Genomic DNA, 26,142 nt, shown 5'->3' with positions numbered 1-26,142 from the left:
CCAGGCGCGGCCTTTTTCTTTGGCCTTGTGGCAGCCCGCCTACGGAGCAAAGGTAGGAGCCACCCTGGTGGCGATAAGCCAACGAAGCGGTGTAGCGGTGAGGCAAGTCCCCATCGCCAGCAGGCTGGCTCCCACCGGCAAGTCCCCATCGCCGGCCAGGCTGGCTCCCATCGGCAAGTCCCCATCGCCGGCCAGGCTGGCTCCCATCGGCAAGTCCCCATCGCCGGCCAGGCTGGCTCCCACCAGCAAGCTCCTACAACGGAGTAGCGGCCTCCTGGCGGGGCGACAGGTCCATGTCCAGCACTACGCGCGCCAGCTCCACCACGTTGTTCACGCGCAGCTTGGCCATCAGATTCGCGCGGTGCAGCTCGACGGTCTTCGGACTGATGTTGAGTTCGCCCGCGATGACCTTGTTGAGCTTGCCGCACATGATGCCGTCGAGGACCTGGGATTCACGGGGGGTGAGCGATACGTCGGGCCGCAGGGTGGTGAAGTGGCTCGTGGCCGGTTCTTCGATGCCTTGCTCGTCGTCTGCCAGCGCCATCAAAAAAACGGCATGAAAGGCGGCAGGGGGCACGTCGATGAGCTGGCGGGTCATGTGGTAACGCCGCGTTCGTGCATGCCGGTCCCGGAAGACAAACTCGTCGGCAGCGGCGGTCGGTTGGAAATGCTCATCCAGCCACGCCGGTCCTGCGCGTCCGCAGGCGATGCCGAATTCGCGCTTGAACGCCGCGTTGACCATCACCGCACGCTGTCCCTCTTGGCGCCAGACCACGCATGGCCAGGGCAGGGCAGCAAACACTTCCTCAGCGAGTCCGCAGGTGTGCGGACCGTCGAGCGAACCACGACCAAGGCACATCGATGCCTCCTCAGTGCACGCATGGAAACCGAAGGAACGCCCCTCCGCGCCCTTCAGTAGTTACCACTGCAACCGTTGAGCGATGAAAAGTCCATGAATGACTACTACGAATTTTCGGATTTGCGAACCGTGTCGTGAATCCGGCGATCCAGGGCGCGCGGGACAGCCTCCGCTACAATGCGGGGTCATCTGAGCAAGGCTGTCGCCCCATGCGTATCTTCAAGACCTTTCATATCGAAGCGGCGCATCGCTTGCCGAATGTGCCCGAAGGGCACAAGTGTTCACGCTTGCACGGGCACTCGTTCCGGGTCGATCTGCACGTGGAAGGGCCGATCGATCCCGTGCTGGGCTGGGTGATGGATTTCGGCGATCTCAAGGCTCGGTTTCAGCCGCTCTACGACCGTCTCGACCACCACTATCTCAACGACATCGAGGGGTTGGAAAACCCAACCAGCGAGAACCTGGCGCGCTGGATCTTCGAACGGTTGCGCCCGGACGTGCCGGGTCTGGCGAAGGTCGTGGTGCATGAGACCTGCACGTCCGGTGCCGAATACACGGGCGACTGACCGCGGTCCGCCGCAAATAATCGCGGTTGCTGCGTCGCGGCACGCAGGTCTACACTCCGGCACCTCCCCGTTCCCCGACGGTGCATCTCGATGGCCGCAGTAAACGATTACGCCGACTTCGCTCGCCTTGTCGAGCAAGCCGCCGCCGCCCAGGCGCTCGCCTGGCGGGGCATGGAGCGCGTGGCCGATCTGCAGTTGCAGGCACTGGAAGGTCATGCGCGCGCCGCGACGGGTCTCATGGCCGACGCCATGGTGGCCTCCGACGCCGATGCCCTCCGCGCCGTGTTTGCGCGTGGCGGGGATCTTCAGCGCCAGAGTGTGGAGCGCACGGCCTCTGCCGCAGGCGACATCCTCGATGTGGCGGTGCAGACGGCGACATCGCTCGGCGCTTTGGTGGGCCCGCCCGCCAGGGCCTGACTCACCGCGCCTCCTCGCCAACGACGCGACGGCCGGTCGCGCCGGCGGGTGTTTGTGGACTTTCGCAGCTTGTCCCGTCGTTTACGGCACTGGTATACTTTTCCAGATTAAACCGTGGCCCGTTGAACCATCTGGTGCCGCCTTCGAGCGAAACCACGGGAGCCTCGCGTTGCTCAACAGTCTTGCTGCCGGTCGTCACCTCGCCTTGCGCATTGTCATTGCGCAGCTGGTGGTGGCCGTTGTCGCGGGGCTCGCTTTTTCCCTGCAGGGTCGTCCAGCCGCGCTGGCCGCCTTCGGGGGCGCCCTGATCGTCGCTATCGCTACCGCGCTGCTTGCCGCGCGAGCGTTCAGCGCGCTGGGTGGAGCAGGAGCAACGTTTGCGCGGTTTCTTGTGGGCATGATCCTTCGCTGGATCGTGCTCATAGGGGGCCTGGCTCTCTTGCTGGTTCAGTGGAAGCTGCCACCCTTGCCCGCACTGACGGGGCTGGTGGCAGGCTACGCGGTCAACGTATTTGCATTCAGATTCAAGGGTTGAGCATGGCGAGCGAACCGCAGGGCGGTCTGACCGAATACATCCAGCACCACCTGAATCACCTCACGGTGAATTTCAGCGCCGACCATTTCTGGTTCTGGAATCTCCGTGCCGACTCGATCGTCATCTCGTTCGTGCTCGGTGCTGCGTTCTGCCTGTGGTTCTGGCTGTTCGCGCGCAAGGCGACCTCGGGCGTGCCGTCCAAGGGTCAGGCTCTGGTCGAGCTGGCGATCGAATTCGTCGATACCCAGGTGAAGGACACCTTTCACGGCGACCGTCGCACGGTGACGCCGCTGGCGCTGTCGATCTTCATGTGGGTGTTCCTCATGAATGCGATGGACCTGCTGCCGGTCGATCTCGCTGGCTGGCTGGTGCAGACCTTCGCGGGTCACGACGTCGCGCATCACACTTACTTCCGCATGGTCCCCACCGCTGATATCAACACCACCGTTGGCCTGTCGGTCGCCGTGCTGTTCATCGTTATCGGTCACGGCATCAAGGCGAAGGGCGGTTTCGGCTTCGGCAAGGAACTGCTCACCGCGCCGTTCCATGCGCATAACCCGATCGCCAAGCTGGTGCTGGTGATCCCGAACTTCCTTCTCAACGTCGTCGAAACCCTGTCGAAGCCCGTGTCGCTCGCGATGCGACTGTTCGGCAACATGTACGGCGGCGAACTGGTGTTCATGCTGATTGCCGGTCTGATGGTGAGCTGGATCAGCTTCGTGCCTGGCGTCGTGTTCAACACGGCGTGGGCGATCTTCCACATCCTGATCATCGCCTTGCAGGCGTTTATCTTCATGATGCTCACGATCGTCTACATCGCCACCGCGCGGGAACACCACTGACTCACCGCTCCGACGTTAGAACCTTCGGCTCCACCTTTTTTCGCTTCCACCTTTCGCTATTCGTACATCCCAGGAGAACACCATGGAACTCGCCTCGCTTCTCGCCCACGTCCAGGGCATGACCGCCATCGCCATCGGCGTGATCATCGGCCTCGGCGCGCTCGGCGCCTGTCTCGGTATCGCCATCATGGGCTCGAAGTTCCTCGAGTCGGCTGCTCGTCAGCCTGAGCTGGTTCCGCTGCTCCAGGGCCGCATGTTCCTGCTCGCCGGCCTGATCGACGCGGCGTTCATCATCGGCCTCGCCGTCGCCCTGCTGTTCGCGTTCTCGAACCCGCTGGTCGGCGTCGTCCGCGCTGCCACCGGCGGCTGATCAGCCGTTCGTCTTGTCGCCGTGACCGTTCCGGTCACGGCGATCGTCAGTACCCAAGCGTTCGGAGTCTTTCGGAGAGATCATGGAAATCAACATGACCTTCCTGGGCCAGATGATCTCTTTTGCGATCCTGGTCTGGTTCACCACCAAGTTCATCTGGCCCCAGCTCAACGGTGCCATCGAAGAGCGCCAGAAGAAGGTGGCCGAGGGTCTCGCCGCCGCGGAGCGCGCGCGCGCCGAGCTCAAGGATGCCGACGCCAAGGTCGCCACCGAGATCAAGCAGGCCCGCCTGCAGGCGACCGAGATCATCGACAAGGCGCAGCAGCAGGCCAACCAGCTGCTCGACAAGGCTCGCGCCGAAGCCACCAACGAGATCAACCGTCTGAAGGCCCAGGCCCAGGACGAGATCGCGTCGATGGCGCAGCGTGCACGCGAACAGCTGCGTGAGCAGGTCGGCGTGCTTGCCGTCCGCGGTGCCGAGAAGATCGTCCAGCGCGAGATCGATCCGGCGGCCCACAAGGCCCTGATCGACCAACTCGCCGCCGAGATCTGACCATGGCCCAGGCGCTCACCCTCGCCCGTCCCTACGCGCGCGCCGCCTTCGAGGTGGCGCACGCGGCGGGTGCGCTCGCCGACTGGTCGGCGGCGCTCACTTTCGCCGCCGCGGTCGCGGTCGACCCTCAGGTCGCTGGCCTCGGCAACGATCCGCGTGTGCTGCCGGCGCAGCTCGTCGCGATCCACCTTCCGCAAGGCATGGCTGCCGATGCGCCCTTCGCCCGCTTCCTCGAGGAGTTGGCCGAGAACCGTCGCATGCACCTGCTGCCGGAAATCGCCGCGCTCTACGACCAGTACAAGCTGGAGTCGGAATCGACCTTGAAGGTGAAGGTCACGAGCGCGCTGGATCTCGATGCGGCGCAGACCGAACAGCTGCGCGCCTCGCTGAAGCGCCGCTTCAAGCGTGAGATCGAACTGGATACGCACGTCGATCCGGCGTTGCTTGGCGGTGTCGTCATCGACACGGGCGAGCAGGTCATCGACGGTTCGGCGCGCGGCCGCCTGCAGCGGCTGGCCAGCGCGCTGGCGCACTGATACGAGCTTCTCATACCACCGGGTGCCGTGAGAGCGGCGCAACCCAAGGAACCGACCATGTCCAGCACCACACTGAATCCGTCCGAGATCAGCGAGCTGATCAAGACCCGCATCGAGCAGTTCAAGCTCGGCGCCGAGGCACGCAACGAAGGCACGATCATCAGCGTGTCCGACGGCATCGTGCGCATCCACGGCCTGGCCGATGTGATGCAGGGCGAAATGATCGAACTGCCGAACGACACCTTCGCTCTGGCGTTGAACCTGGAGCGCGACTCGGTCGGCGCCGTGGTGCTCGGTGAGTACGCTCACCTGCGCGAAGGCGATGCCGCCAAGACCACCGGCCGCATCCTCGAAGTGCCGGTTGGCCCGGGCCTGCTCGGCCGCGTGGTCGACGCACTCGGCAACCCGATCGACGGCAAGGGCCCCATCGAAGCCGCAGGCACCAGCCCGGTCGAGAAGGTGGCTCCGGGCGTGATCTGGCGTCAGTCGGTCGACCAGCCGATGCAGACCGGCTACAAGTCCATCGACTCGATGATCCCGATCGGCCGCGGCCAGCGCGAGCTGATCATCGGCGACCGTCAGACCGGCAAGACCGCCGTGGCGATCGACGCGATCATCAACCAGAAGCACTCCGGCATTAAGTGCATCTACGTCGCCATCGGCCAGAAGCGCAGCTCGATTGCCAACGTCGTGCGCAAGCTCGAAGAAAACGGTGCGCTGGCCAACACCATCGTCGTGGTGGCCTCGGCATCCGAAGCGGCCGCGCTGCAGTACGTCGCACCGTACTCCGGCTGCGCCATGGGCGAGTACTTCCGCGACCGCGGCGAAGACGCGCTGATCGTCTACGACGACCTCTCCAAGCAGGCCGTGGCGTATCGCCAGATCTCGCTGCTGCTGAAGCGTCCGCCGGGTCGCGAAGCCTATCCGGGCGACGTCTTCTATCTGCACTCGCGTCTGCTGGAACGCGCTTCGCGCGTCAGCGCCGAGTACGTCGAGAAGATGACCAACGGCGAAGTGAAGGGCAAGACGGGTTCGCTCACCGCACTGCCGATCATCGAAACGCAGGCGGGCGACGTGTCGGCCTTCGTGCCGACCAACGTGATCTCGATCACCGACGGCCAGATCTTCCTTGAGACCGACCTGTTCAACGCGGGCATCCGTCCGCCGGTGAACGCCGGTATCTCGGTGTCCCGCGTCGGCGGTGCCGCGCAGACCAAGATCATCAAGAAGCTTTCCGGCGGCGTGAAGCTCGCGCTCGCGCAGTACCGCGAGCTGGCAGCGTTCGCGCAGTTCGCCTCGGACCTGGATGCCGCCACGCGCGCGCAGCTGGATCGCGGTCAGCGCGTGACCGAACTGATGAAGCAGTCGCAGTACTCGCCGCTGTCGCTGGCGGAACTCGGCCTGTCGATCTTCGCGGCCGAGAAGGGCTACCTCGATGACCTGCCGGTCAACAAGGTGCTTGCCTTCGAGAAGGGTCTGCATGCGTTCTTCCGCCAGAACCACGGCGAGCTGATGACCAAGATCGATCAGACCGGCGACTGGGACAAGGACATCGAAGCCACCTTCAAGGCGGGCGCCGACGAGTTCAAGAAGACCGGTAGCTGGTGAGTCGCGCGAAAGCGCGCCGGTAAAGCGTGAAGGGTGAACCGTAAGTGACATCGTGCAACTTACGGTTCACGGTTTACGGTTCACTTTCCTCAGTAATCAAGCAACACGACCACGGCGATCACAATGGCTAGCGGCCGCGAAATCAAAACCAAGATCAAGAGCACGCAGAACATGCGCAAGGTGACGCGCGCGCTCGAAATGGTCTCGGCGTCGAAGATCCGCAAGGCGCAGGACCTCATGAAGGCGTCGCGTCCGTACGCGCGCCTGATGCGCAAGGTCATCGCGCACGTCGCCCAGGCCAGCACCGACTTCACCCATCCGTTCCTGAGCGAGCGCGAGAACGTCGCCCGCGTGGCGTTCATCGTGGTCTCGACCGACCGCGGCCTCGCCGGTGGTCTCAACTCCAATCTGTTCCGCCGCATGCTCGTCAACATCCGCGAGTGGCAGGGCAAGGGCGTCGAGGTCGACATCGTGGCGGTGGGTCAGAAGGCCGTGCAGTTCTTCCGCCGCATCAAGGGCGTGAACCTGATCGGCAGTGCGACGCATCTCGGCGAAAAGCCGAAGCTCGAAGACCTGATCGGCGTGATCAAGGTGGTGCTGGACGCCTACGGCGAGAATCGGCTCGATCGCGTGTTCCTCGCTTTCAACGACTTCGTGAACACGATCGTGCAGAAACCGCGTATCGATGCGCTGCTGCCGCTGTCGCTGGTCGCGAACGAACTGGAACACGCCGAGGGCACGGTGTCCGAGGGCGTCAAGGTCGAGCAGACGCACGACTGGGACTACATCTACGAGCCGGATGCGCGCACGGTGCTCGAGCACCTGATGACGCGTTACATCGAGTCGGTGGTGTATCAGGCCGCGCTGGAAAACCTCGCCAGCGAACATGCCGCGCGCATGGTCGCCATGAAGGCGGCGTCGGACAACGCGACCAAGGTCATCGGCGAACTGACGCTCAGCTACAACAAGGCCCGCCAGGCTGCGATCACCCAGGAAATCTCGGAGATCGTCGGCGGCGCCGCGGCGGTCTGACGAAACAAGCGATGGCGACGCGACAGCGGCGCCGCACAGAACCTAAAGAAGATTCATCCGGAGCACATCCATGAGCCAGGGTAAAGTTGTTCAGATCATCGGCGCGGTCGTCGACGTCGAATTCCCGCGCGACCAGGTACCGCAGGTCTACGACGCACTGAAGGTCGACGGCACCGAGATCACCCTCGAAGTGCAGCAGCAGCTCGGTGACGGCATCGTGCGCGCCATCGCGCTCGGTTCCACCGACGGTCTGCGCCGCAACCTGATCGCCCGCAACACCGGCGAAGGCATCAAGGTGCCGGTCGGCAAGGCCACGCTCGGTCGCATCATGGACGTGCTCGGCAACCCGATCGACGAAGCCGGCGAGATCGGCGAGCAGGAGCGCTGGGTCATCCATCGCGAAGCCCCGTCGTACGACGATCAGGCTGCCGCGAGCGAGCTGCTGGAAACCGGCATCAAGGTCATCGACCTCATGTGCCCGTTCGCCAAGGGCGGCAAGGTCGGCCTGTTCGGCGGCGCCGGCGTCGGCAAGACCGTGAACATGATGGAACTCATCAACAACATCGCGAAGGCGCACTCGGGTCTGTCCGTGTTTGCCGGCGTGGGCGAGCGTACCCGCGAGGGCAACGACTTCTACCACGAGATGAAGGACTCCAACGTTCTCGACAAGGTCGCGATGGTGTACGGCCAGATGAACGAGCCGCCGGGCAACCGTCTGCGCGTGGCACTGACCGGCCTGACCATGGCTGAGTACTTCCGCGACGAGAAGGACGAGAGCGGCAAGGGCAAGGACGTGCTGCTCTTCGTCGACAACATCTACCGCTACACGCTGGCCGGTACGGAAGTGTCCGCCCTGCTGGGCCGCATGCCGTCGGCCGTGGGTTACCAGCCCACGCTCGCCGAGGAAATGGGCGTGCTGCAGGAGCGCATCACCTCGACCAAGACCGGTTCGATCACCTCGATCCAGGCCGTGTACGTGCCCGCGGACGATCTGACCGATCCGTCGCCGGCTACCACGTTCGCCCACTTGGACGCGACCGTCACCCTGAGCCGCAGCATCGCCTCGCTGGGTATCTACCCGGCCGTGGATCCGCTGGATTCCACCAGCCGCCAGCTCGACCCGGGCGTGATCGGCCAGGAGCACTACGACGTGGCCCGCCGCGTGCAGGGCACGCTGCAGCGCTACAAGGAGCTCAAGGACATCATCGCGATCCTGGGCATGGACGAGCTGTCGCAGGAAGACAAGGAAGCCGTGTCGCGTGCGCGCAAGATCGAGCGCTTCTTCTCGCAGCCGTTCCACGTGGCCGAAGTGTTCACGGGTTCGCCGGGCAAGTACGTGCCGCTCAAGGAAACCATCCGCGGCTTCAAGATGATCGTCGACGGCGACGTGGACTACCTGCCGGAGCAGGCCTTCTACATGGTCGGCGGCATCGACGAAGCCATCAAGAAGGGCGAGGAGATGGGTGCGAAGAAGGCCGCCTAAGCGGCCTTCTCGTGAAGCGTGAGCGGCGGCTGGCGCCGCCTTGTGAACCGTAAGCTGCACGATTCAACTTACGGTTCACTGTTCACTCTTCACCAAGCCGTACCTCATCGCATCCTATAGAACGAAGAAGCCGGAGCCTCTCATGCCCCACACCATCCGCGTCGACATCGTCAGCGCCGAAGCCGAGATCTACTCCGGCGAAGCCACGCTCGTGGTCGCCACCGGTGAGCTTGGCGAGCTGGGCATCGCACCGCGTCACGCCCCGCTGATTACCCGGCTCAAGCCCGGCCACGTCGACGTGGTCGCGGCAAGCGGCGAGCGCCAGCAGTTCTACGTCTCCGGCGGCATTCTCGAGGTGCAGCCGCAGGTTGTAACCATCCTTGCCGATACGGCGGCCCGTGCGGCCGACCTCGACGAGGCGGCCGCCCTGAGGGCGAAGGAAGAAGCCGAGGCCGCCCTGGCGAATCGCGGCGAGCAACTGGACGTGGCCGAGGCCCAGGCCAAGCTGGCCGAAGCGCTCGCCCAGCTCCAGGCGTTGGAACGACTGCGCAAGACGCTCAAGCACTGATCCACGAAAACCCCTCTTCGGAGGGGTTTTTTTTGGTGTGTGGGAGCCGCCATGGTGGCGAGGAGCCAACCAAGCGGTGTGGCCATGAGGCAAGCTCCCATCGCCCGCACGCGTTCATGTAACCATGACCGCGGTGCGTCCACACTGACGCGTATCCGCCTTACGGGACACGCCCATGCGAACCCGCTACCGCCGCAGCCTCTGGATCATCGGTGTGGCCGCCGTCGTGCTTATCGCGGCGCGCATCGCCTTGCCCTTCGTCGTGCTCGACTACCTCAATGGTCGGTTGTCGCGCATGGGATCGTACGCAGGCCATATCGCCGACATCGACATTCATCTCTGGCGCGGTGCGTACTCGATCGATCGGCTGACCATCAAGAAGGTGGACGGCAAGGTTCCCGTGCCGCTGTTCGATACCGATCGTGCGGACATCTCGCTGAGTTGGCTCGCGCTTTCTCGCGGGCACCTGCGCGGCAAGATCGACTTCTATAAACCCGTGGTGAATTTCGTCGATGGGCGCGGCGAGGGCGATACGCAGACCGGTAAGGGCGTCGATTGGCGCGCCCAGCTGAAAGCTCTCGTGCCGACGCAATTGGACGAGGTCAATGTCATGGATGGCACCATCACCTTCCACAACTTCGTGTCCAGTCCGAAGGTCGATCTCAAGATGACCGACGTGAACGGCACCGCCACCAACCTCACGAACGTGCAGCGCGAAGGTGGCTCGCGGGTCGCACACATGCATGCCACGGCAAAGGTGCTGGGCGACGCGCCGCTGGAAGCGCGCGCCGAGTTCGATCCGCTGGAGCAACTGGGCGATTTCCGTTACGAACTGACTGTCCGCAACATCAAGCTGGTGAAGGCCAACGATCTGGCACGCGCCTATAGCGGCCTCGATTTCGCGGGCGGCGAGGGCGACTTCTTCATGGAGTTGCAGGCACGCGATCGCCGGCTGGAAGGCTACGCCAAGCCGCTGTTCCACGACCTGCGCATCTTCAGTTGGAAACAGGACGTCGAGCAGGACAAGAAGGGCCCGGTCAAGCTCGCCTATGAAGCGTTGGCAGAAGGCGTCACCAAGCTGTTCAAGAACCAGTCCAAGGATCAGTTCGCGACTCGCGTGCCGATCTCGGGAAGCATCGGCGATAAGAACATGTCCGCGCTCGAAGCCATCCTGGGTGTGCTGCGCAATGCGTTCATCCAGGCGTACAAGCCAAACCTGGAACACCTGACCGAGCGGCCGAAAGACGACTAGCCGACTTGGCACGGGGCCGCAAACGCGCGAAAGTGCGGCCCTCGATTCTCAGGCAGGCAACGACGCCCATGACCGCGACGCCCCTTCACGTCCTCATCCTGGCCGCTGGCGAAGGCAAGCGGATGAAGTCCGCCTCGGCGAAGGTGCTGATGCCCCTCGCCGGACGACCATTGCTTGCGCACGTCATCGAAGCTGCCCGGTCGTTGGAACCGGCTGGCATCCACGTGGTTTACGGTCATAACGGTGCGCAGGTGCGTGAGGCCTTCGCCGCGGACGCCAGCCTCGGCTGGATCGAGCAGCGCGAACGGCTCGGCACGGGTCATGCGGTACGCACCGCGCTTGAATCACTGCAGGCATCCAGACAACTGGAAGGGCGCGTGCTGGTTCTCTACGGCGACGTGCCGCTGATTCGGCCGGAGACGCTGGCGATGCTCGCGACGTCAAGCGACGCCCTGTCGATGCTTGCGACCCGTCTCACTGATCCGAGTGGCTACGGACGCGTGGTGCTCGATGCCGCCGGTCGCGTTCGCCATATTGTGGAAGAGAAGGATGCCAGTGCAGCCGAGCGCGCAATCGATCTCGTGAACACCGGCATCGTCGCCGCCGACGCGGCAAAACTGCTGACGTGGACGCGGCGCCTCGGTAACGATAACGCACAAGGCGAGTATTACCTCACCGATGTCTTCGAGATGGCGGCGGCCGAAGGCGTGCCCGCCGCATGCGTGGACTGTGATGCCGTGGAGGCTTCAGGCGCGAACGATCCCTGGCAATTGGCGACGCTGGAAGCGCTGTTCCGCGAGCGCTGCGCGCGTGCACTGGCACTCGCCGGCGTGCGCCTCGCCGATCCGCGGCGACTCGACGTGCGCGGCACCGTCTCCGCCGGCCGTGACGTCGAGGTGGATGTCGACGTCATCTTCGAAGGTAACGTCGTGCTTGGCGACGACGTACGCATCGGTCCTTTTACCCGCGTGCGTCATGCCAACCTTGCCGCCGGCACCGTGGTGCTCGCGCATTGCGATCTCGATGGCGTGGTGACGCATGGACCATGCACCATCGGACCGTTTGCACGGTTGCGTCCCGGCACCGATCTGGCGGCGGGCGTGCACATCGGCAACTTCGTGGAGACCAAGAACGCGGTGATCGCGGAAGGCTCCAAGGCCAACCATCTGTCCTACCTGGGCGATACGGTGATCGGCAGCAAGGTGAACATCGGCGCCGGCACCATTACCTGCAACTACGACGGCGTGAACAAGAGCCGCACCACGATCGAAGATGGTGTGTTCGTCGGCTCGAACAGCTCGCTCGTGGCGCCGGTCACGTTGCATGCGGGCGCCACGATCGGCGCGGGCTCGGTCATTACCAAGAACGCGCCGGCCGATACGTTGACGATTGCGCGCGGGCGACAGACCGCGGTCGAAGGCTGGCATCGCCCGACGAAGAAAACGTGAGTCGCCGTTGAGCGCTCCTGCTTAGCCGCGGAAGCGCCAGCCGTCGATCTCTACAAGCAGTTCCTCGCGGCAGATGTCGCCGTGCAGCAGGATCAGGGGGGCTTGCGGGAAGTGAGTGGCCGCAAACCCGGCTACTGCGGCCGCATGTTCCGGCCGGCGTACGTAAGCCTTGAGCGGGGCAGAGCGATCGAATCCGGGCGGCAGACCGCCTGCGGCCAACAGCGCGTCGAGGTTGCGCAAGGTCTCGGCCAGTTGCGCATCGATGTCGCCGGCATGGGCCGAGGCATGGCCTACCACGGCTGCTGTGCCGGAGATCGCCAGGACGTCGCCCGCGGGCAGGAGCGTGGCCCGCGCGAAGCTGGGTGGCGTGCGGCCGTATTGGCGCGGATAGCGCCACGCGCTCACCTGGCGCGGATTCTCGACGCGGGTGCCGGGACGGTCCGTGGCAAGCAGATAGACCTGCAGCAACGCCTCGTCGGCATGGTGGCCGATGGCGGTCGCCGCGGGAAAACCGTGGGCAAAGACCTCGCCCATGCCCTCGATACGACCGGTGCAGAAATGCTTGTAGTGCTCGTCATCGCCGCTGCCTGCGTTGATGGCGCCCAGGTAGTTCCAGATACGCTGGACGTGACGCTCGTCGGCCGCCGCCACGAACCGCGACAGCTGCTCGTACGCGTGCCTCGCCGCGCCCTCGGTGCCACCGTGCTGATCCTCCCGACAGGTCACGGCGGCGAACAGCCAGCCACCGCCGCGCGACCAGCGAAGATCGCCCGCGCGGCTGCTCTCGATCTCGCCGTCGACCTCCCAGATCTCGCTCTGCCGGCCGCCCATGGGCTCCAGCACCACGCGTAACCAGCGGGGATCGTCCTGTTCGGGCGCTGCCGCGCCGAAATCGAATGCCGCTAACGTGCGGGGCGAGAGCGCCGCGTACCCTTCCCGATAATCCACGCGTGGCGAGGCTGGGGTGGCGAGCGGCGCGTGCTCGCGCATATCACTTCCTGGGAGCATCAAGTGGTCCGTCCAACGTGTCCCGGCCATCATATCGTTCCCTCGCCAGCCCGTAGCGTGAATGCCGCGGATTCACGAGCCTGAACGCGTCAGGCATGGCCGAGATACCCCTGTGTTAAACTCCGCGGCCGCTGCCATCCGGGGGGAGGCAGGCACATCCAGGACCTGGAAAGATCAATGGCAACGCAGACCGCAGAACAGCAAGAACTGGCCGAACTCATCGTCAAGAGCCTCAACCTCGAATCGACGAAGCCGGCCGACATCGACCCGGATGCTCCGCTGTTCGGCGGAGACCTGGGGCTCGATTCCATCGACGCCCTCGAAATCGCGCTGGCCGTGTCCAAGCACTACGGTTTCCAGCTCAAGTCCGACAACGAGAACAACCGCGCGATCTTCACGAGTCTGCGCACGCTGTCCGAGCATATCGAGCAGCACCGCGCCGCGGCCTGACGCCGTTCAGGCCGCACTTGCCCGGGGCGTGCTTTGCTTTCGCCTCAGCGCAATGTGCCTGCCCTGCTGGCGCCGACCGAGGTCCGGAGATGTCGATGAGCGAATCCGCCGATACCGCCGCGTTCGTGCATGCCCTGCGTTTCGACGCGGGGCATCCGAGTTTCGCCGGGCATTTTCCGGGGCGCCCGATCGTCGCGGGCGTGCTTCTTCTTGAAGCCGCCGCGCAGGCGTTGCATGCATGGCGCGGGCTTTCGGTGCGTCAGGTGGTAGACGCGAAGTTTCTCGCGCCGTTACTGCCTGACGAAGACGCCGAGCTGACGCTGATGGCCGTCGATGAACGTCGCTTCCGCTTCACCGTGCGCCGCGGCGATGCGACCTTGCTCCGCGGCACGCTCGAGGCGAGTGCATGAGTCACTGGCAGCAGCGCGAAGGTGGCGGCTGGTTCGCGATCTGGCTGATCCGCACGATCGCCCTGCGGCTTGGTCGCACTGTCGCGCGTCTGCTGCTTTATCCCATCGCGCTGTACTTTTTTCTGCGTCGCGCCGATGAGCGCGCCGCATCGCGCGCGTACCTGTCGCGCGTGTTGCATCGGCCGGTCACTCAGCGCGATGTGTTCCATCACATCCACATGTTCGCGGCGACCCTGCTGGATCGCTTGTTCTTCCTGGCGCGCGGCGAGCGCGACTTCGACGTGGACGTGGAAGGTCTGGCCGAGCTGGATCGTTGCATCGATGCCGGTCGTGGCGTGTTGCTGATCGGATCGCATCAGGGCAGCTTCGAGGCCCTGCGCGCGCTCGGCGCACGGCGACCGGAGGTGCCGCTGCGTGTGGTGCTCGACAAGCAGAAGACGCCCGCCTTGACGGCGGTGCTTGAGGCGCTGGCGCCGGACGTCGGCGCTGCAGTCATCGACGCCTCGCGGGGTGGCGCCTCGGTGGCGCTCGCCATGGCGGAAGGCGCGGCAGAGGGTGCCATGGTGGCCTTGCTTGCCGACCGCGGGCATCGCAACGAGGCGGTCCGGCGCGTGCCGTTCCTCGGCACGCCTGCGCCGTTTCCCGTCGGCCCGTGGTTGCTGGCGTCGGCACTCAAGGTGCCGGTCATCCTGTGCATGGGTATCTACCTGGGCGGTAACCGATACCGCCTGATCTTCGAAGCCTTCTCCGAAGGCATCGACATTCCACGCGCCCAGCGTGCTGCCGTGCTGGACGACATCATTGCCCGTTACGCTTCGCGGTTGGAGCATTACGCCCGCGTCCATCCCTTCAACTGGTTCAATTTCTATGATTTCTGGCAAGAAACTGGTCCTGCTGACGAGCCTGCTGCCGTTCACGTGCCTCGCCACTCCGACGCCTGATGCGGACGACGCCAACGCGCTGATCTCCAGCCTGCATCGTCCTGCACCGGCACGCACGTCGTTTGCCGAAGCGCGCTTCATGCGCGTGCTCGACAAGCCGCTGCTGGTATCCGGCGAACTGGCGTGGCTAGGTGGGGACCGCCTTGAGCGCAAGGTAGAAAAGCCGACCAAGGAAACCGCCACCATCGCGGACGGCGAAGTGACCCAGCAGCGCGAAGGCAAGTCGCCGCGCAGCTTCTCGTTGAAGCGCGCTCCGCAGTTGCAGGTGTTGCTGGACAGCTTCGTGGCCTTGCTGGCGGGCGATCCGTCGCGCCTGGCGGATTCCTTCGACGTGTCGCTCGGCCGTGACGCCGACCGCTGGCAACTGACGCTCACGCCGCGCGATGCGCGCGTGGCGAAGCAGATCGCCAGCATCCACGTGTACGGTGCCGGCGCCCTGGCGCGCTGCATGCGCATGGAAGAAAGCGACGGCGACACCTCCATCGACCTGCTCGGTGATCTCGCCACGCAGATGCCGGCGGATCCCACCCGCGAAGGTCTCATCGCGCAGTGCGGCGGGGCGATGTGAAGGGCGCTCGTCTCGGGCTCCTCATCGCCTGGATCGCCACGCTCGCGCTGCTCGGCGTCGTGGTCGCCACCCATCTGAAGGTGGGTACCGATCTGCGTAGCTTCATGCCGGCACCGACCACGCCGGACCAGAAGCTGCTCATGGAGCAAGTGGGCGAGGGCCCAGGTTCGCGCTTGCTGCTGGTCGCCATCGATGGCGGAGACGACACGACCAAGGCTGCGCTGAGCCGCGGTCTGGCCGCGGCGCTGCGCAAGGATGCTGCCTTCACTCAGGTGGTGAACGGCGATTTCGACCTCGGCATGCTCGACAGCTCGTTGCTGCCGTATCGCTTCCTGCTGTCGCCGACGCTCGATACCCAGCGCCTGGATGAGGCCTATCTGGCCGACCAGCTGCAGCAACGTCTCGATGACCTGAGCTCGCCCGCGGCCACACTGTTGAAGGGACTGTTGCCGCGTGATCCCACGCTCGAAACGCTCAAGGTGGCCGAACGCTGGACACCGGCGCACTCGCCGGAGGTGCGCGAGGGCGTGTGGTTCTCCTCCCGCGGCGAAGCGCTGCTGCTCGCGCAGACACGCGGTGCCGGTTTCGATCCCGGCGCTCAGGACGACGCCATTGGCCGCCTGCGTGCGGCATTCGCTGCACTGCCCGGAAGCGGGCAGTCGCATCTGACCATCAGCGGCCCGGGTTATTTCACGGTCGTGGTGAATGCGCAGACCCGCGATCAGGCGGATTGGATCGGCCGGATTTCCACGATCGGGTTCATCGTGCTGATGCTCGCGGCGTATCGCAGCATCGGCGCCCTGCTGCTCGGGGCGCTGCCGGTCGCCACCGGCGCGCTCGCGGGCATCGTGGCATTGAGCCTGTGGTTCCCCGAGGTGCACGGCATCACGCTCGCCTTCGGCTTTACGCTGCTGGGCGTGGCGCAGGAGTACCCGATCCGCCTGCTCAGCCATCGACGTGCCGGGGAATCCGCGCTGGCGAGTGTGCGTGGCCTCTGGCCGTTGCTGCTGACCGCGATCGGCTCCGCATGCATCGCCTACCTCGCGTTCTATGCGTCGGGCGTGGGTGGCTTGAAGCAACTGGCGGTGTTCACCATCGTCGGTCTGCTCGCCGCGGGCTTCTCCACCCGCTATGCGTTGCCTTATCTGCTGCCGGAAAAGGCGCGAGACGTCGCCGACATGCCGGGCCTCGCTGCCTTCCGCACCTGGCTCGACAACCTGCCACGTCCGCGGTGGCTGCCGTTGCCCATCTTGGCGGCGGTGGTGGCGATGCTCGCCTTCGCCCCGGGATCGTTCTGGCAGAACGATCTCTCCGCGCTCACGCCGCTGCCGCGCGACATGCTGATGACCGACGCACGCCTTCGCGGCGAGCTTGGTGCGCCCGACGTGCGCTACCTGCTCGTGGTGCAGGCGCCGACGGCCGACGGCGTGCTCACCGCGTCCGCGAAACTCGAGCCGGCCTTGCGCGCGCAGGTCACGGCAAAAAACCTGGACGGCTTCGAGCTGCCCTCGATCTACCTGCCGGACCTGGCGACCCAGCGCGCCCGCCAGGCGAAGCTGCCCGATCGCCCTGCGCTCGACGCGGCCCTCGACGGTGCGTTGGAAGGGCTGCCGTTCCGCAGGGATCTCTTTGCCCCGTTCGAAGCGGACGTGGAGGCAGCACGTACGGCACCTCTGCTGACGCCCGAGACGTTCTCGCGCTCGGCGCTCGGGCAGCGGCTTGCGGCAATGCTGGTGCAGCGCGGCGATCACTGGGTGGGGCTGTCCACGCTCAGCGGTGTTCGCGATGCGTCGGCGCTCGCGGCGGCGGTATCGTCAGCGGCGCCGAATGCCCGATTGCTCGACTTGAAGGACGCCTCGGAATCGCTCGTTGCGGCCTACCGCACGCGTATCCTGCACGCCGTGCTGGCGGCGGGCGCGTTGCTGTTCATCACCATCACGCTCGCCCTGCGCAGCCTGCGTCGCGCGTGGCACGTGCTGGCGCCGATGACGCTCGCGACCTTCCTGGTGCTGGCGGTCGAACGCGTGCTGGGCATTCCTGTGTCGCTGTTCCATCTGGTGGCGCTGATTCTCGCGGCGGGGCTGGGTCTGCACTACGCGCTGTTCTTCGAACGCGATACCGGCGACCCGGCGGAGCAGCGGCGTACGCTGCACGCCACGGTGGTCTGCGTGCTCGCGGCATTGCTCGTGTTCGGCATGCTGGCGTGGTCGTCGATTCCGGTACTTCGTGCGATCGGTCTTACCGTGGCGCTGGGTGTCGCGTTCCACTTCTGTCTTTCGATCCTGATGGCTCCGCATGCTCGCCAAGACTGACTTCATCGACCTCGTGCCGCATGCGGGCGATATGTGCCTGTTGGACGGCGTGCTCGCGTGGGAAGCGTCATCCATCCATGCGGTAAGCACCAGCCACGTGCTGGTCACGCACCCGCTGCGTGGGGCGAACGGATTGCATGCGGTGCATCTTGCGGAATACGGCGCCCAAGCGATGGCCGTGCATGGCGCGTTGCGCGCGCAGGCGGAAGACCGTGCCGAACCCCGCCCCGGCATGCTGGTGAGCCTGCGTGGCGTGACCTTGGCCGTGGAGCGCGTGGATACGCTGGAAGGCACGCTGCACGTGCATGCCGACTGCCTGCTGGCGGACGATAGCGGCGCACAGTACGCGTTCCGTATCGTCCATGACGGCGCCGAGATCGCCTCGGGCCGTGCGGCGGTGATTCACCCGCCGGTGTAATCGCCGGGATTGATCGTCGACCCGGAGAGGCTTGAAAGGGGACTGATGAGGAGCCTGACCGCCACCCTCCGGGTCGACCAGATCAGTGTGCTCGCCGTCTGTCTCACCGTTCGCGACGCGCCGACAGCGCGCTACGCGAACAGCTTCATCCGTGCCGTGCCGCCGTTCGCGAGTTCGTCATAGCCCTCACGGACGGTCGGATGGTCCTCGGCGGCACGTTCCACGATGGTGGCGGCGAGAGAGCGCATCATTCCGACGTTGTTGCGCAGGCGCGCTGCCAGGGCTTCATCGTCGAGCTTGTCGTGCAGCGTAGCGTTCATGTCTGCGAACCAGGTGAGTTCGCGCTGGTCCATCATCGTCTTGCGGTTGCGCCGTTCCGACACCGCATGCCAGCGCTGGAAGAAGCCCTGCATGGCCGTATTCAGATCCGCAGCGGCCACCAGTTCCGAGCCCATGCGCGTGATGAATGCGGCATCGCCGAGGCGGTTCTGAAAGACGAGCTGGCAGAGCACGCCCCAGTAATAGGCGTAGTCCCAGATCACCTTGATCGGCAGAACCTCGGGGTCGCCGAACAGGTTGTACTGGTCGCGGTACATCCGCAGCGTGCCGTCGTAGAACGAGAAGAACAGTCGCTCGTAGTGCCGCGCGTGCGACGCGAGGTTCTCGCCGTGGCGATCGAGGCCGACCAGCAGGGTGATGTAGGTATTGGCGATCGCGATGAAATCGCTGCCGGGCGAATAGAACGGATCGAGAAAGGCTCCCGCCTCTCCGGTCAGCGCCCAGCGGTCGGACGAGAACATCCGCGCGCATCCATAGGAGAAGTGACGGAAGAAGGCGAAGTCCATCAGCTTGTCGCGCCGGCTGGCGACGTGGCGGGCCACCATGGGCTGATGCTCTTCCAGCCAGGCGAGCGCCAGATCGAACGTCTTCATGCGTTCGAGCGGGTGCATCGCAGCATCGGCCACGATGCCGACGGAATGCGCACCCGACGACAACGGGATCAGCCACACCCAGTAGCCGGGGCCGCACAGATGGTTGGTCGATCGCCAGCGCTCGGCCGGATGGCAGCGGTCTTTCCACTCCGGATCGTCGCACCAGTCGTCGATAGCGATGCGATCGTCGATACGGAACCACACGGCGTTGGCGTGATGGCCGTTGTCACGGGTCAGATCGAGCTTGCGCCGCATGAGTCCTGCACGCCCAGACGCATCAAGCAACCACCGGGCCTGCAGCTCGCCGTCGCCATCGCGGGTGGCGAAACGTACGCTGTGCGGCGCCTCGCCCGAGCCGATGTCGAAGCCGCGCACGGTGACGCCCTCGCGGAAGTCGATGCCGCGTCGCCGGGCCTCCTCGCCGAGGAAGTTCTCGAGAATGCCGCGATCGATCTGATAGCTCGGGGTCGGCAGCACAGCGCTGACGCCCAGTTCCGCGACGTCGGCGAGATCGTCCTTCCCTTCGGAAAAGAAGAAACGGAAACCGAATTTGCGGATGTGCGCCTCATCGAGATGCGCGCGCAGGCCGAGGGTGTCGGCGAAGTAGTGCGCGGCGATCTCGACGGTGGATTCGCCGACCTTGTGCGCCGCTTCCGGCAGCGGATGGACCTGCCGTTCGAGCACGACGATGTCCATGTCCGGGTAGCTGCCCTTGAGTTGCATGGCGAGCGTCAGCCCGGCCAGGCCTCCCCCGAGGATGACAGCGTTGTGTGGCGTGCGGTCCATCGATCTCTTCCTCGTGGTGTCAGTGCGACTCTTTGGCGGCGCCGATATCGGGGGTGACAATGGTCGGCCGCGCCTTGGCTTGGCGATAGCAGGCCAGGAAGTTTCCATAATGGAACACCCGGCCGATCGTATAGGTGGTGATCCGCGTCACGTCGCGCACGGGGCTGAAGTGACTGAGACGGAACTCGCCCTGATAGCGCGACGCGATCGGCACCGATACGACGCGCACGCCGCGCTCGCGACAGGCGGTGATGAGCATGGCCGCCTCGAACACGAAGTGTTCCGCAGGCAGGTCGACCAGATCGAGCACCGAGCGCGGATACAGACGCTGACCGCTTTGCGTATCGGCGATGGGCCAGCCGCATGCCAGCGAGATTCCCCAGTCGGCCACGGCGTTGGCACGGCGTCGGCCGGGGGGTTGCTGTTCGCGTTCGAGCAGGCGGGCGCCTATCACGATACTGCCGGGGTAGCGCTCGCCGGCTGCGATGATCGCAGGCACGTCGGCGGCCAGGTGCTGGCCGTCGCCGTCCATGGTGACCACGCCGTCGTAGTCGTGACGCAGCACTTCGCGAAAGCCGGTACGCAGCGCCTCGCCTTTGCCGCGCCGGGTCGGATGCCGCAACAGCGTGACCGGCATGGCGCCAACGATGTCGGGCGTGCGGTCGTCCGAGCCGTCGTCCACGACGATCACCGGCAGGCCGAGCGCCAGCGCCTCGCTGACCACGCGGCCGATGGCCTTTTCCTCATTGAGGCAGGGAATCAGGATGCAGTAGCGCCCCGCGGTGGTATTCATGCGGCCACCCCGATGTCGATGTGCAGGTCGAGACCGCGCGCGGCAGGCACACGCAGCGCCGTGGGACGCATCAGTGCCAGGGCATGCATCAACGGCACCGAATGGGCCGCCGGGTTGCTTGCCACAAGGCCGTCGAGCCACGGATCGCCGATCGGCTCGGCGCCGACGTTGCCGCGCTCGGGCGTGATGTCGAGTCGCGTGGCGGCGCCACCGGCGCGCGGCGACAGGACCATGGCCACGGCAAACGGGCCGGTGGTGCTGGTCATGGCGCCGAGCGGGCCCGAACCCGCGATGTCGTAGCTGGCCAGGAGTACGTCGCGGTCGTCGGCGACGGCGAGGCTCGCTGCTTCCAGCAGCCCGGCACCGAAGGCCTGTTCGCCGCCCGACACGGCGCTGGAACTCGCGTGGCAGTGCGTGGCGATCGTCCAGTAACCAGCGGGCGCGTTATGCACGGAGTTATGGAACTTCGTCGGCGAGAGTTCGAGGGGCGCGGTGGCGAGGGTCTGGCACATGTAGTCGGTGATGACCTGGTCGCCGTGCGCCGAGGCGAAGACGCAGGGCAGGGTGGCGGCATCGCGACCACTCATCCGCACCGCCTGACCTGCGGCGGCCGCCGCGAGCAGAACGCTCTCCGGTGCGCGACGACGCTCGTTGGGCGGTAGCACGTCGGCCACGGGCCGCTCGCTGGCGCCAGATGGCGCACCGCCACTCACGACGTCACGGAAGGCATCCCAGGTCGACGCCCCCGGCGCCCACAGACCGATACCGCTTACCCAGACCGAAAGCGCTGCGCTCATGCTGCGTGCTCCGCGTGAGCGAAGGCAAGGCATGCGTTGTTGCCACCGAAGCCGAATGAATTGCTGAGCGCGATGCGGATTGGCTTGGATTCCTCGTGCCATGCCATCTGCGGTCCGCACAGCGGGTCGGGCTGCGTCGCGCCGAGGTTGGCGGGTACGCGGCCGTCGCGCATGGCAAGCAGCGTGATCGCGGCTTCCAATATGCCGGCCGCACCGAGCGTGTGACCGGTGAAGCCCTTGGTCGAGCTGGCACGCGTCGAGGCCGGGAAGGTCCGCGCGACCAGCGCGGCCTCGACTTCGTCGTTCTTCTGGCTCGCGGTGCCGTGCAGGTTGATGTAGTCGACGTCGGCGGGTTCGATGCCGGCGCGCTCGAGCGCGTCGCGCAAGGCGAGTTCCGCACCGAGGCCTTCGGGATGCGGCGTCGACATATGGTGGGCGTCGCTTGCCTCGCCGTAACCGATGAGCAGCGGCGCATCGGCCACGCCAGCGATACGCTCCACGATGGCAAAGCCGGCGGCCTCGCCAATGGATATCCCGTTGCGCCGTGCGTCGAACGGCCGGCACGGTTCCGGCGACACCAGCTCCAGCGAGTTGAATCCGAAAAGAACGCTGTCGCACAGCGTGTCGGTACCGCCGACCACGGCCGCGTCGATCAGCCCGAGGCGGATCATCCGCTCGGCATTCGCAAAGACCTTGGCGCTGGACGAGCACGCCGTGGCCACGGTGAGGCAGGGGCCTTCCAGTTCGAACGCCGCGGCGACAAAACCAGCGAGCGAGTGGGGCGTGTGCAGCACCGGGCGATGGAGGTCGGCCGGCATGTTGCCGTTATCGAGGCGCCGGTAGCCTTCTTCGGTGGCGCCGATGCTTGCCGTCGATGTACCCAGGAGCACGGCAACGCGATGGGCGCCGTAACGCTCGCGTGTCGCACGTACGGCGTCGGCGAAGCCGTCCTGTTGCAGCGCCATCCATGCGAGTCGGTTGTTGCGGCAGTCCCATTCCGTGAGTTCCGGCGGTAACGGTGCGTCCTCCACGCCGGCAACGCGGCCGATCCAGCACGCCAGTGGCGCGAAGCTGAAATCGTTGGGAGCAAGACCGCCGCGCGAGGCGGCGAGAGCGTCGGCGTGGGCCTGAAGACCACGGCCGAGAGCGGAGGTGGCGGTGTACGCGCGGATGGCGAGCGGAGGCATGGGATGCGGCATGCGGGGAGCCTATCCTTTTTGCTCTCTTGCGTCGCGTGAACGCGCGGAGGCGTTCAGCCGATTGCATGGGACGTGCCGAATCCGCAAGACTTTGCTTCTCCCCCGGGACGGTCGCATGTCCGGCATCCACGCTCCGAAAATCCTCCGCCGCGGCGTCTGGCGCTATCTCAGCGACCGGGACATTCTCGTCGCGGCGCTGATGACCGCCTTGGCGTTCACGGCAACGCTGGGCCTGCTCTACGTCGCCCATCTCGCCCGCGTCTGCTGGCATGCGGGCCGGAGTACCACGCGACCGTCGGAGCGTCGCACGATGCTGATCTTCGGCCGCCGATTGGTCGATGACCGCCCTGAAGCGGATTTCGTCGCGCGCCTTGCCCGGGGACGGCAAGGCGCATGGGCAGGCCGCACCGACCGCGTCCTCGTACTGGGTGGACAGAGCGGCGGCGAAGTCAGCGAGGCCGAGGCGGGGCGCCGCTGGCTGGTGGAGCAGGGCTGGCCGGCCACCGTACGCATGGAATTGGAACAGGCATCCATCGACTCGCTGGAAAACCTGCGCCACGCTCGCGAGTTGTTGCGTGAAGCGGCTGACGCGTCGCTGCCGCCGGTCTGGCTCGTCACCAGTCGCTACCATCTGGCGCGCTGTCTCTATCTCGCACGCCGACTGGGTTTCGATGCCGCGCCGGTTGCCGCGGAAGAGCGTCTTCCGTGGGGGCGGCGCTACGTCATCCGCCTGATGATGGAAGCGGGTTACCTCATGTGGATCGACACCGGCATGCGCTGGGCCGCCGTGAGCGGGAACCGTCGCATGGCGGCGCGCATTTCCTGAGCACATATGCCAGGGGCGTCGTGCGCGGCGGCATGTCACAGCGATGTCATGCGGCACCTTGCTAAGCTCTGGGGCTAGCCGTCGTCAGGATCGATCGTCATGTCCGAGCAAGCCGATATCGCCGAAGCCTTCCTGCGCGGTCTCCAAGACCGCATCTGCACCGCGGTCGCGGCGCTCGATGGCGAAGCGGACTTCGAGGAGGACGCGTGGACGCGTCCCGCCGGAGGCGGTGGACGCACTCGCGTGCTGCGCGACGGTCGCATCTTCGAGCAGGCGGGGGTCAACTTTTCCCGTGTGTCGGGGTCGCCCCTACCGCCGAGTGCCACGGCGCATCGTCCCGATCTCGTCGGCGGCAGCTTCGTCGCCACGGGCGTGTCGCTGGTCTTGCATCCGCGCAATCCGTACGTTCCGACTACGCACGCGAACGTGCGTTATTTCGAGGCCAGCAAGGAAGGCACCGAGTCGGTGTGGTGGTTCGGTGGCGGGTTCGATCTCACGCCGTTCTATCCGTTCGACGAGGATGTCCGTCACTGGCACACGGTGGCGAAGGACTTGTGCGAACCCTATGGCGACGATGTCTACGCGCGTTACAAGCGCTGGTGCGACGAGTACTTCTATCTCAAGCATCGTGGCGAGACGCGCGGTGTCGGTGGCCTGTTCTACGACGATCTCAACGAAGGCGGTTTCGAGCGGTGCATGAACTTCATGCGCGACGTGGGGCAGGGCTTCCTCGATGCCTATGTACCGATCGTGGAGCGGCGCCGCGATATGCCCTACGGCGAACGCGAACGCGAGTTCCAACTGTATCGCCGCGGGCGCTACGTGGAATTCAATCTCGTGTATGACCGGGGCACTTTGTTTGGACTCCAGTCCGGCGGTCGCACCGAGTCGATTCTGATGAGCCTGCCGCCGCGCGTGCGCTTCGAGTACGGCTATACGCCCGAACCCGGCAGCGCAGAAGCGCGGCTGCAGGACTACCTCGTCCCGCGCGACTGGTTCTGATCGACGCGGCGCCGTGCGCGCCGCGTCGCATGACGCACGACCTCAGGGCGAGGCGCCGGCGAACGTCTTCGCCGTGGCGCCTTCGATCTTGCCGACGGTGGCCGAATCGCTGACGTAGAGTTCGACCGGGCGCTCGAAGGTCAGCGATCCCTGCACGACGGCATGCGGGCCGATGACGATCTTGGGCAGCCGGTTGTTCTCGTGGAACCAGCTCGAGGAAGGCTTCTTCACCAGGATGCCGCCTTCGATTCGGGAACCATCTCCCACCGTGATGTCGGCATTCACCGTTTCGATGCCACCGCCGACATGGGCGCCGTCGAGATTGATGTCCCCGTTGACGTTCGAAAGGTGCCCGGTCACCTCGGCGCCTCGCGCGAGTTCGACCCGTCCATTCACCGTCTCGACCTCATTGGCTCGCGACTTCTCGTGCAGTCGTACTGCGCCGTTCACTGTCTTGACTGTGGACGCCGCTGCCGCGTCGCCCAGTTCGACGGAACCGTTCACCGTGGTGGCTCGTTGCACCACGGCGCGGGCGCCAATTCGCACGGAACCGTTGACCGTGTGGACGTCCCCGGCATGCTGCCCATCCTCTACCGAGGCAGTGCCATTGACCTTGCTGATGTCGTCGTCGGCCATGACGGCGCCTGAGACGGACAGCGCAATGAGAAGCGAGAGAAGGGTACGGCGCATGGCGGAACTCCGGTGGCATGGACCCCTAGGATGCATCCGGGGCGCCCAGGGTTTAGCGTGACTCACGGCAGGGGCGGCCCAGGCGGCCCGGCGCTCGCTGGCTCGGCGAAGGGAAGGGCGCCCCGAAGTTGACGGCCTCCGGCGCAGGTTCCACCATCGGATTTTTCCTCCCCATCGTTGGATGCCATGTACAAGCTCGTCATGATTCGCCACGGCCAGTCGGCCTGGAACCTCGAGAACCGTTTCAGCGGCTGGGCCGACGTCGACCTCAGCGAACAGGGCGTGGCGGAGGCGCGTGAAGCCGGTCGCCTGCTGAAGGAGGCCGGTTTCACCTTCGATGTGGCCCATACCTCGTACCTCAAGCGCGCTGTCCGGACCCTCTGGCACGTGCAGGACGAAATGGACCTGATGTGGGTGCCGGTCGTGACCGACTGGCGCCTCAACGAGCGGCACTACGGCGCGCTGACCGGCCTCAACAAGGCCGAAACGGCGGCCAAGTATGGCAACGAGCAGGTCCACGTCTGGCGGCGCAGCTACGACACCCCGCCGCCGGCCCTGGAGCCGGGCGCCACCTCGTTCGCGGACGATGACCGGTACAAAGGCATCGACGTGCCGCTGACCGAGTGCCTGAAAGATACGGTGGCCCGCGTGCTGCCCTATTGGCACGAAGTGCTCGCCCCGGCCATCCGCGCAGGTCACAACGTGCTGATGGCGGCCCACGGTAATTCCATGCGTGCGCTGGTGAAGTTCTTCGACAACATTTCCGATGACGACATCGCCGAGCTGAACATCCCCAACGGCATCCCGCTCGTCTACGAATTCGACGCCGACCTCAAGCCCGTGAAGCACTATTACCTGGGCGATCAGGCGGAGATCGAGGCCAAGATGGCCGCCGTGGCGAATCAGGGTAAGGCCAAGTAGGCCTGGGGACCCTAGCTGTC

At 65.6% G+C, this 26,142-nt stretch carries 29 protein-coding genes; 22 read left to right on the top strand and 7 right to left on the bottom strand.

All coding sequences use genetic code 11. The features are described 5' to 3' along the window. Positions 1-253: 253 nt before the first annotated feature. Positions 254-859 carry a LuxR C-terminal-related transcriptional regulator gene (locus tag IM816_RS18775; protein ID WP_305884069.1) on the bottom strand — a complete coding sequence of 202 codons (606 nt, stop codon included), beginning with the start codon at positions 857-859 and terminating at the stop codon, positions 254-256. Between the two features lie 209 nt (positions 860-1,068). Between IM816_RS18775 and queD the strand changes: the two genes are divergently transcribed. From queD to glmU, 13 genes are all read left to right on the top strand, one after another. Beyond that, positions 1,069-1,425, top strand: a complete 357-nt coding sequence (queD, locus tag IM816_RS17545; RefSeq protein WP_250339077.1) for a 6-carboxytetrahydropterin synthase QueD — start codon at positions 1,069-1,071, stop codon at positions 1,423-1,425. Positions 1,426-1,515: 90 nt separating this feature from the next. Continuing rightward, positions 1,516-1,842, top strand: a complete 327-nt coding sequence (locus IM816_RS17540; protein WP_250339076.1) for a phasin family protein — start codon at positions 1,516-1,518, stop codon at positions 1,840-1,842. Between the two features lie 169 nt (positions 1,843-2,011). Then, positions 2,012-2,377 carry an ATP synthase subunit I gene (locus tag IM816_RS17535; RefSeq protein ID WP_250339075.1) on the top strand — a complete coding sequence of 122 codons (366 nt, stop codon included), beginning with the start codon at positions 2,012-2,014 and terminating at the stop codon, positions 2,375-2,377. A gap of 2 nt (positions 2,378-2,379) precedes the next feature. Beyond that, complete coding sequence (atpB, locus tag IM816_RS17530; protein WP_072323588.1) at positions 2,380-3,219, top strand: F0F1 ATP synthase subunit A; 840 nt, start codon at positions 2,380-2,382, stop codon at positions 3,217-3,219. A gap of 82 nt (positions 3,220-3,301) precedes the next feature. Further along, positions 3,302-3,589, top strand: coding sequence for a F0F1 ATP synthase subunit C (gene atpE / locus IM816_RS17525; RefSeq protein WP_072323589.1), 288 nt, complete (start codon positions 3,302-3,304; stop codon positions 3,587-3,589). An 82-nt stretch (positions 3,590-3,671) separates the two neighbouring features. After that, positions 3,672-4,142 (top strand): F0F1 ATP synthase subunit B, encoded by a 471-nt coding sequence (locus IM816_RS17520; RefSeq protein ID WP_072323590.1) that lies wholly within the window; start codon positions 3,672-3,674, stop codon positions 4,140-4,142. Between the two features lie 2 nt (positions 4,143-4,144). After that, positions 4,145-4,678, top strand: a complete 534-nt coding sequence (locus IM816_RS17515) for a F0F1 ATP synthase subunit delta (protein ID WP_250339074.1) — start codon at positions 4,145-4,147, stop codon at positions 4,676-4,678. Between the two features lie 57 nt (positions 4,679-4,735). Then, a complete protein-coding gene (gene atpA, locus IM816_RS17510) occupies positions 4,736-6,286 on the top strand; it encodes a F0F1 ATP synthase subunit alpha (RefSeq protein ID WP_072323592.1) in 1,551 nt (516 codons plus the stop codon). 123 nt (positions 6,287-6,409) lie between these two features. Further along, positions 6,410-7,318: a F0F1 ATP synthase subunit gamma gene (gene atpG / locus IM816_RS17505; protein WP_072323593.1), complete on the top strand. Its 909-nt coding sequence runs from the start codon at positions 6,410-6,412 to the stop codon at positions 7,316-7,318. Between the two features lie 70 nt (positions 7,319-7,388). Continuing rightward, positions 7,389-8,801 carry a F0F1 ATP synthase subunit beta gene (atpD, locus tag IM816_RS17500; protein ID WP_072323594.1) on the top strand — a complete coding sequence of 471 codons (1,413 nt, stop codon included), beginning with the start codon at positions 7,389-7,391 and terminating at the stop codon, positions 8,799-8,801. A gap of 142 nt (positions 8,802-8,943) precedes the next feature. Beyond that, positions 8,944-9,369, top strand: a complete 426-nt coding sequence (locus IM816_RS17495; RefSeq protein WP_250339073.1) for a F0F1 ATP synthase subunit epsilon — start codon at positions 8,944-8,946, stop codon at positions 9,367-9,369. Between the two features lie 175 nt (positions 9,370-9,544). After that, a complete protein-coding gene (locus IM816_RS17490) occupies positions 9,545-10,621 on the top strand; it encodes an AsmA family protein (protein WP_250339072.1) in 1,077 nt (358 codons plus the stop codon). Positions 10,622-10,689: 68 nt separating this feature from the next. Continuing rightward, positions 10,690-12,069: a bifunctional UDP-N-acetylglucosamine diphosphorylase/glucosamine-1-phosphate N-acetyltransferase GlmU gene (glmU, locus tag IM816_RS17485; protein WP_250339071.1), complete on the top strand. Its 1,380-nt coding sequence runs from the start codon at positions 10,690-10,692 to the stop codon at positions 12,067-12,069. Between the two features lie 21 nt (positions 12,070-12,090). Here glmU and IM816_RS17480 read toward each other — a convergent pair whose 3' ends face one another. Then, entirely contained in the window at positions 12,091-13,059 is a 969-nt protein-coding gene (locus IM816_RS17480; protein WP_250339070.1) for a chorismate transformation FkbO/Hyg5 family protein, read from the bottom strand. A gap of 195 nt (positions 13,060-13,254) precedes the next feature. Between IM816_RS17480 and IM816_RS17475 the strand changes: the two genes are divergently transcribed. From IM816_RS17475 to IM816_RS17450, 6 genes are all read left to right on the top strand, one after another. Continuing rightward, positions 13,255-13,527 carry a phosphopantetheine-binding protein gene (locus IM816_RS17475; RefSeq protein WP_072323599.1) on the top strand — a complete coding sequence of 91 codons (273 nt, stop codon included), beginning with the start codon at positions 13,255-13,257 and terminating at the stop codon, positions 13,525-13,527. A 95-nt stretch (positions 13,528-13,622) separates the two neighbouring features. Then, the gene (locus tag IM816_RS17470; RefSeq protein WP_072323694.1) at positions 13,623-13,937 is read left to right on the top strand and encodes an ApeI family dehydratase; all 315 of its coding nucleotides are present in this window, start codon (positions 13,623-13,625) and stop codon (positions 13,935-13,937) included. Continuing rightward, positions 13,934-14,878 carry a lysophospholipid acyltransferase family protein gene (locus tag IM816_RS17465; RefSeq protein ID WP_250339069.1) on the top strand — a complete coding sequence of 315 codons (945 nt, stop codon included), beginning with the start codon at positions 13,934-13,936 and terminating at the stop codon, positions 14,876-14,878. The genes IM816_RS17470 and IM816_RS17465 overlap by 4 nt, the downstream gene beginning before the upstream one ends. Then, entirely contained in the window at positions 14,805-15,446 is a 642-nt protein-coding gene (locus IM816_RS17460; RefSeq protein ID WP_250339068.1) for an outer membrane lipoprotein carrier protein LolA, read from the top strand. The genes IM816_RS17465 and IM816_RS17460 overlap by 74 nt, the downstream gene beginning before the upstream one ends. Then, complete coding sequence (locus IM816_RS17455; protein WP_250339067.1) at positions 15,443-17,758, top strand: MMPL family transporter; 2,316 nt, start codon at positions 15,443-15,445, stop codon at positions 17,756-17,758. The genes IM816_RS17460 and IM816_RS17455 overlap by 4 nt, the downstream gene beginning before the upstream one ends. Further along, positions 17,742-18,176 (top strand): hotdog family protein, encoded by a 435-nt coding sequence (locus tag IM816_RS17450; RefSeq protein ID WP_250339066.1) that lies wholly within the window; start codon positions 17,742-17,744, stop codon positions 18,174-18,176. The genes IM816_RS17455 and IM816_RS17450 overlap by 17 nt, the downstream gene beginning before the upstream one ends. Before the next feature lie 131 nt (positions 18,177-18,307). Here the strand turns inward: IM816_RS17450 and IM816_RS17445 are convergent, their stop codons facing one another. Genes IM816_RS17445 through IM816_RS17430 form a run of 4 tightly spaced genes read right to left on the bottom strand, consistent with a single transcriptional unit; the run spans position 18,308 to position 22,671 of the window. Beyond that, positions 18,308-19,894 (bottom strand): NAD(P)/FAD-dependent oxidoreductase, encoded by a 1,587-nt coding sequence (locus IM816_RS17445; RefSeq protein ID WP_250339065.1) that lies wholly within the window; start codon positions 19,892-19,894, stop codon positions 18,308-18,310. A gap of 19 nt (positions 19,895-19,913) precedes the next feature. After that, positions 19,914-20,687, bottom strand: a complete 774-nt coding sequence (locus IM816_RS17440; RefSeq protein WP_250339064.1) for a glycosyltransferase family 2 protein — start codon at positions 20,685-20,687, stop codon at positions 19,914-19,916. Then, the gene (locus tag IM816_RS17435; protein ID WP_250339063.1) at positions 20,684-21,484 is read right to left on the bottom strand and encodes a beta-ketoacyl synthase chain length factor; all 801 of its coding nucleotides are present in this window, start codon (positions 21,482-21,484) and stop codon (positions 20,684-20,686) included. The genes IM816_RS17440 and IM816_RS17435 overlap by 4 nt, the downstream gene beginning before the upstream one ends. Further along, positions 21,481-22,671: a beta-ketoacyl-[acyl-carrier-protein] synthase family protein gene (locus IM816_RS17430; protein WP_250340792.1), complete on the bottom strand. Its 1,191-nt coding sequence runs from the start codon at positions 22,669-22,671 to the stop codon at positions 21,481-21,483. The genes IM816_RS17435 and IM816_RS17430 overlap by 4 nt, the downstream gene beginning before the upstream one ends. Before the next feature lie 127 nt (positions 22,672-22,798). On the opposite strand from IM816_RS17430, the gene IM816_RS17425 reads away from it, so the two are divergent. Beyond that, on the top strand, positions 22,799-23,509 hold the full coding sequence (locus tag IM816_RS17425) for a YdcF family protein (protein ID WP_250339062.1): 711 nt from the start codon (positions 22,799-22,801) through the stop codon (positions 23,507-23,509). A gap of 99 nt (positions 23,510-23,608) precedes the next feature. Beyond that, positions 23,609-24,511 (top strand): oxygen-dependent coproporphyrinogen oxidase, encoded by a 903-nt coding sequence (gene hemF, locus IM816_RS17420; RefSeq protein WP_250339061.1) that lies wholly within the window; start codon positions 23,609-23,611, stop codon positions 24,509-24,511. A gap of 42 nt (positions 24,512-24,553) precedes the next feature. On the opposite strand, the gene IM816_RS17415 is transcribed toward hemF, so the two are convergent. Further along, positions 24,554-25,201: a DUF4097 family beta strand repeat-containing protein gene (locus IM816_RS17415; protein WP_250339060.1), complete on the bottom strand. Its 648-nt coding sequence runs from the start codon at positions 25,199-25,201 to the stop codon at positions 24,554-24,556. A 186-nt stretch (positions 25,202-25,387) separates the two neighbouring features. Here IM816_RS17415 and gpmA point away from each other — a divergent pair, with 186 nt between their 5' ends. Further along, positions 25,388-26,122: a 2,3-diphosphoglycerate-dependent phosphoglycerate mutase gene (gene gpmA, locus IM816_RS17410; protein ID WP_072323610.1), complete on the top strand. Its 735-nt coding sequence runs from the start codon at positions 25,388-25,390 to the stop codon at positions 26,120-26,122. The last annotated feature ends 20 nt before the right edge of the window (positions 26,123-26,142 follow it).

It is taken from the genome of Luteibacter flocculans (genome assembly GCF_023612255.1).
In the GTDB taxonomy this organism is placed as follows: domain Bacteria; phylum Pseudomonadota; class Gammaproteobacteria; order Xanthomonadales; family Rhodanobacteraceae; genus Luteibacter; species Luteibacter flocculans.
The sequence above is the reverse complement of the archived record's forward strand: the minus strand, read 5'-3'. Positions and strand labels throughout refer to the sequence as shown.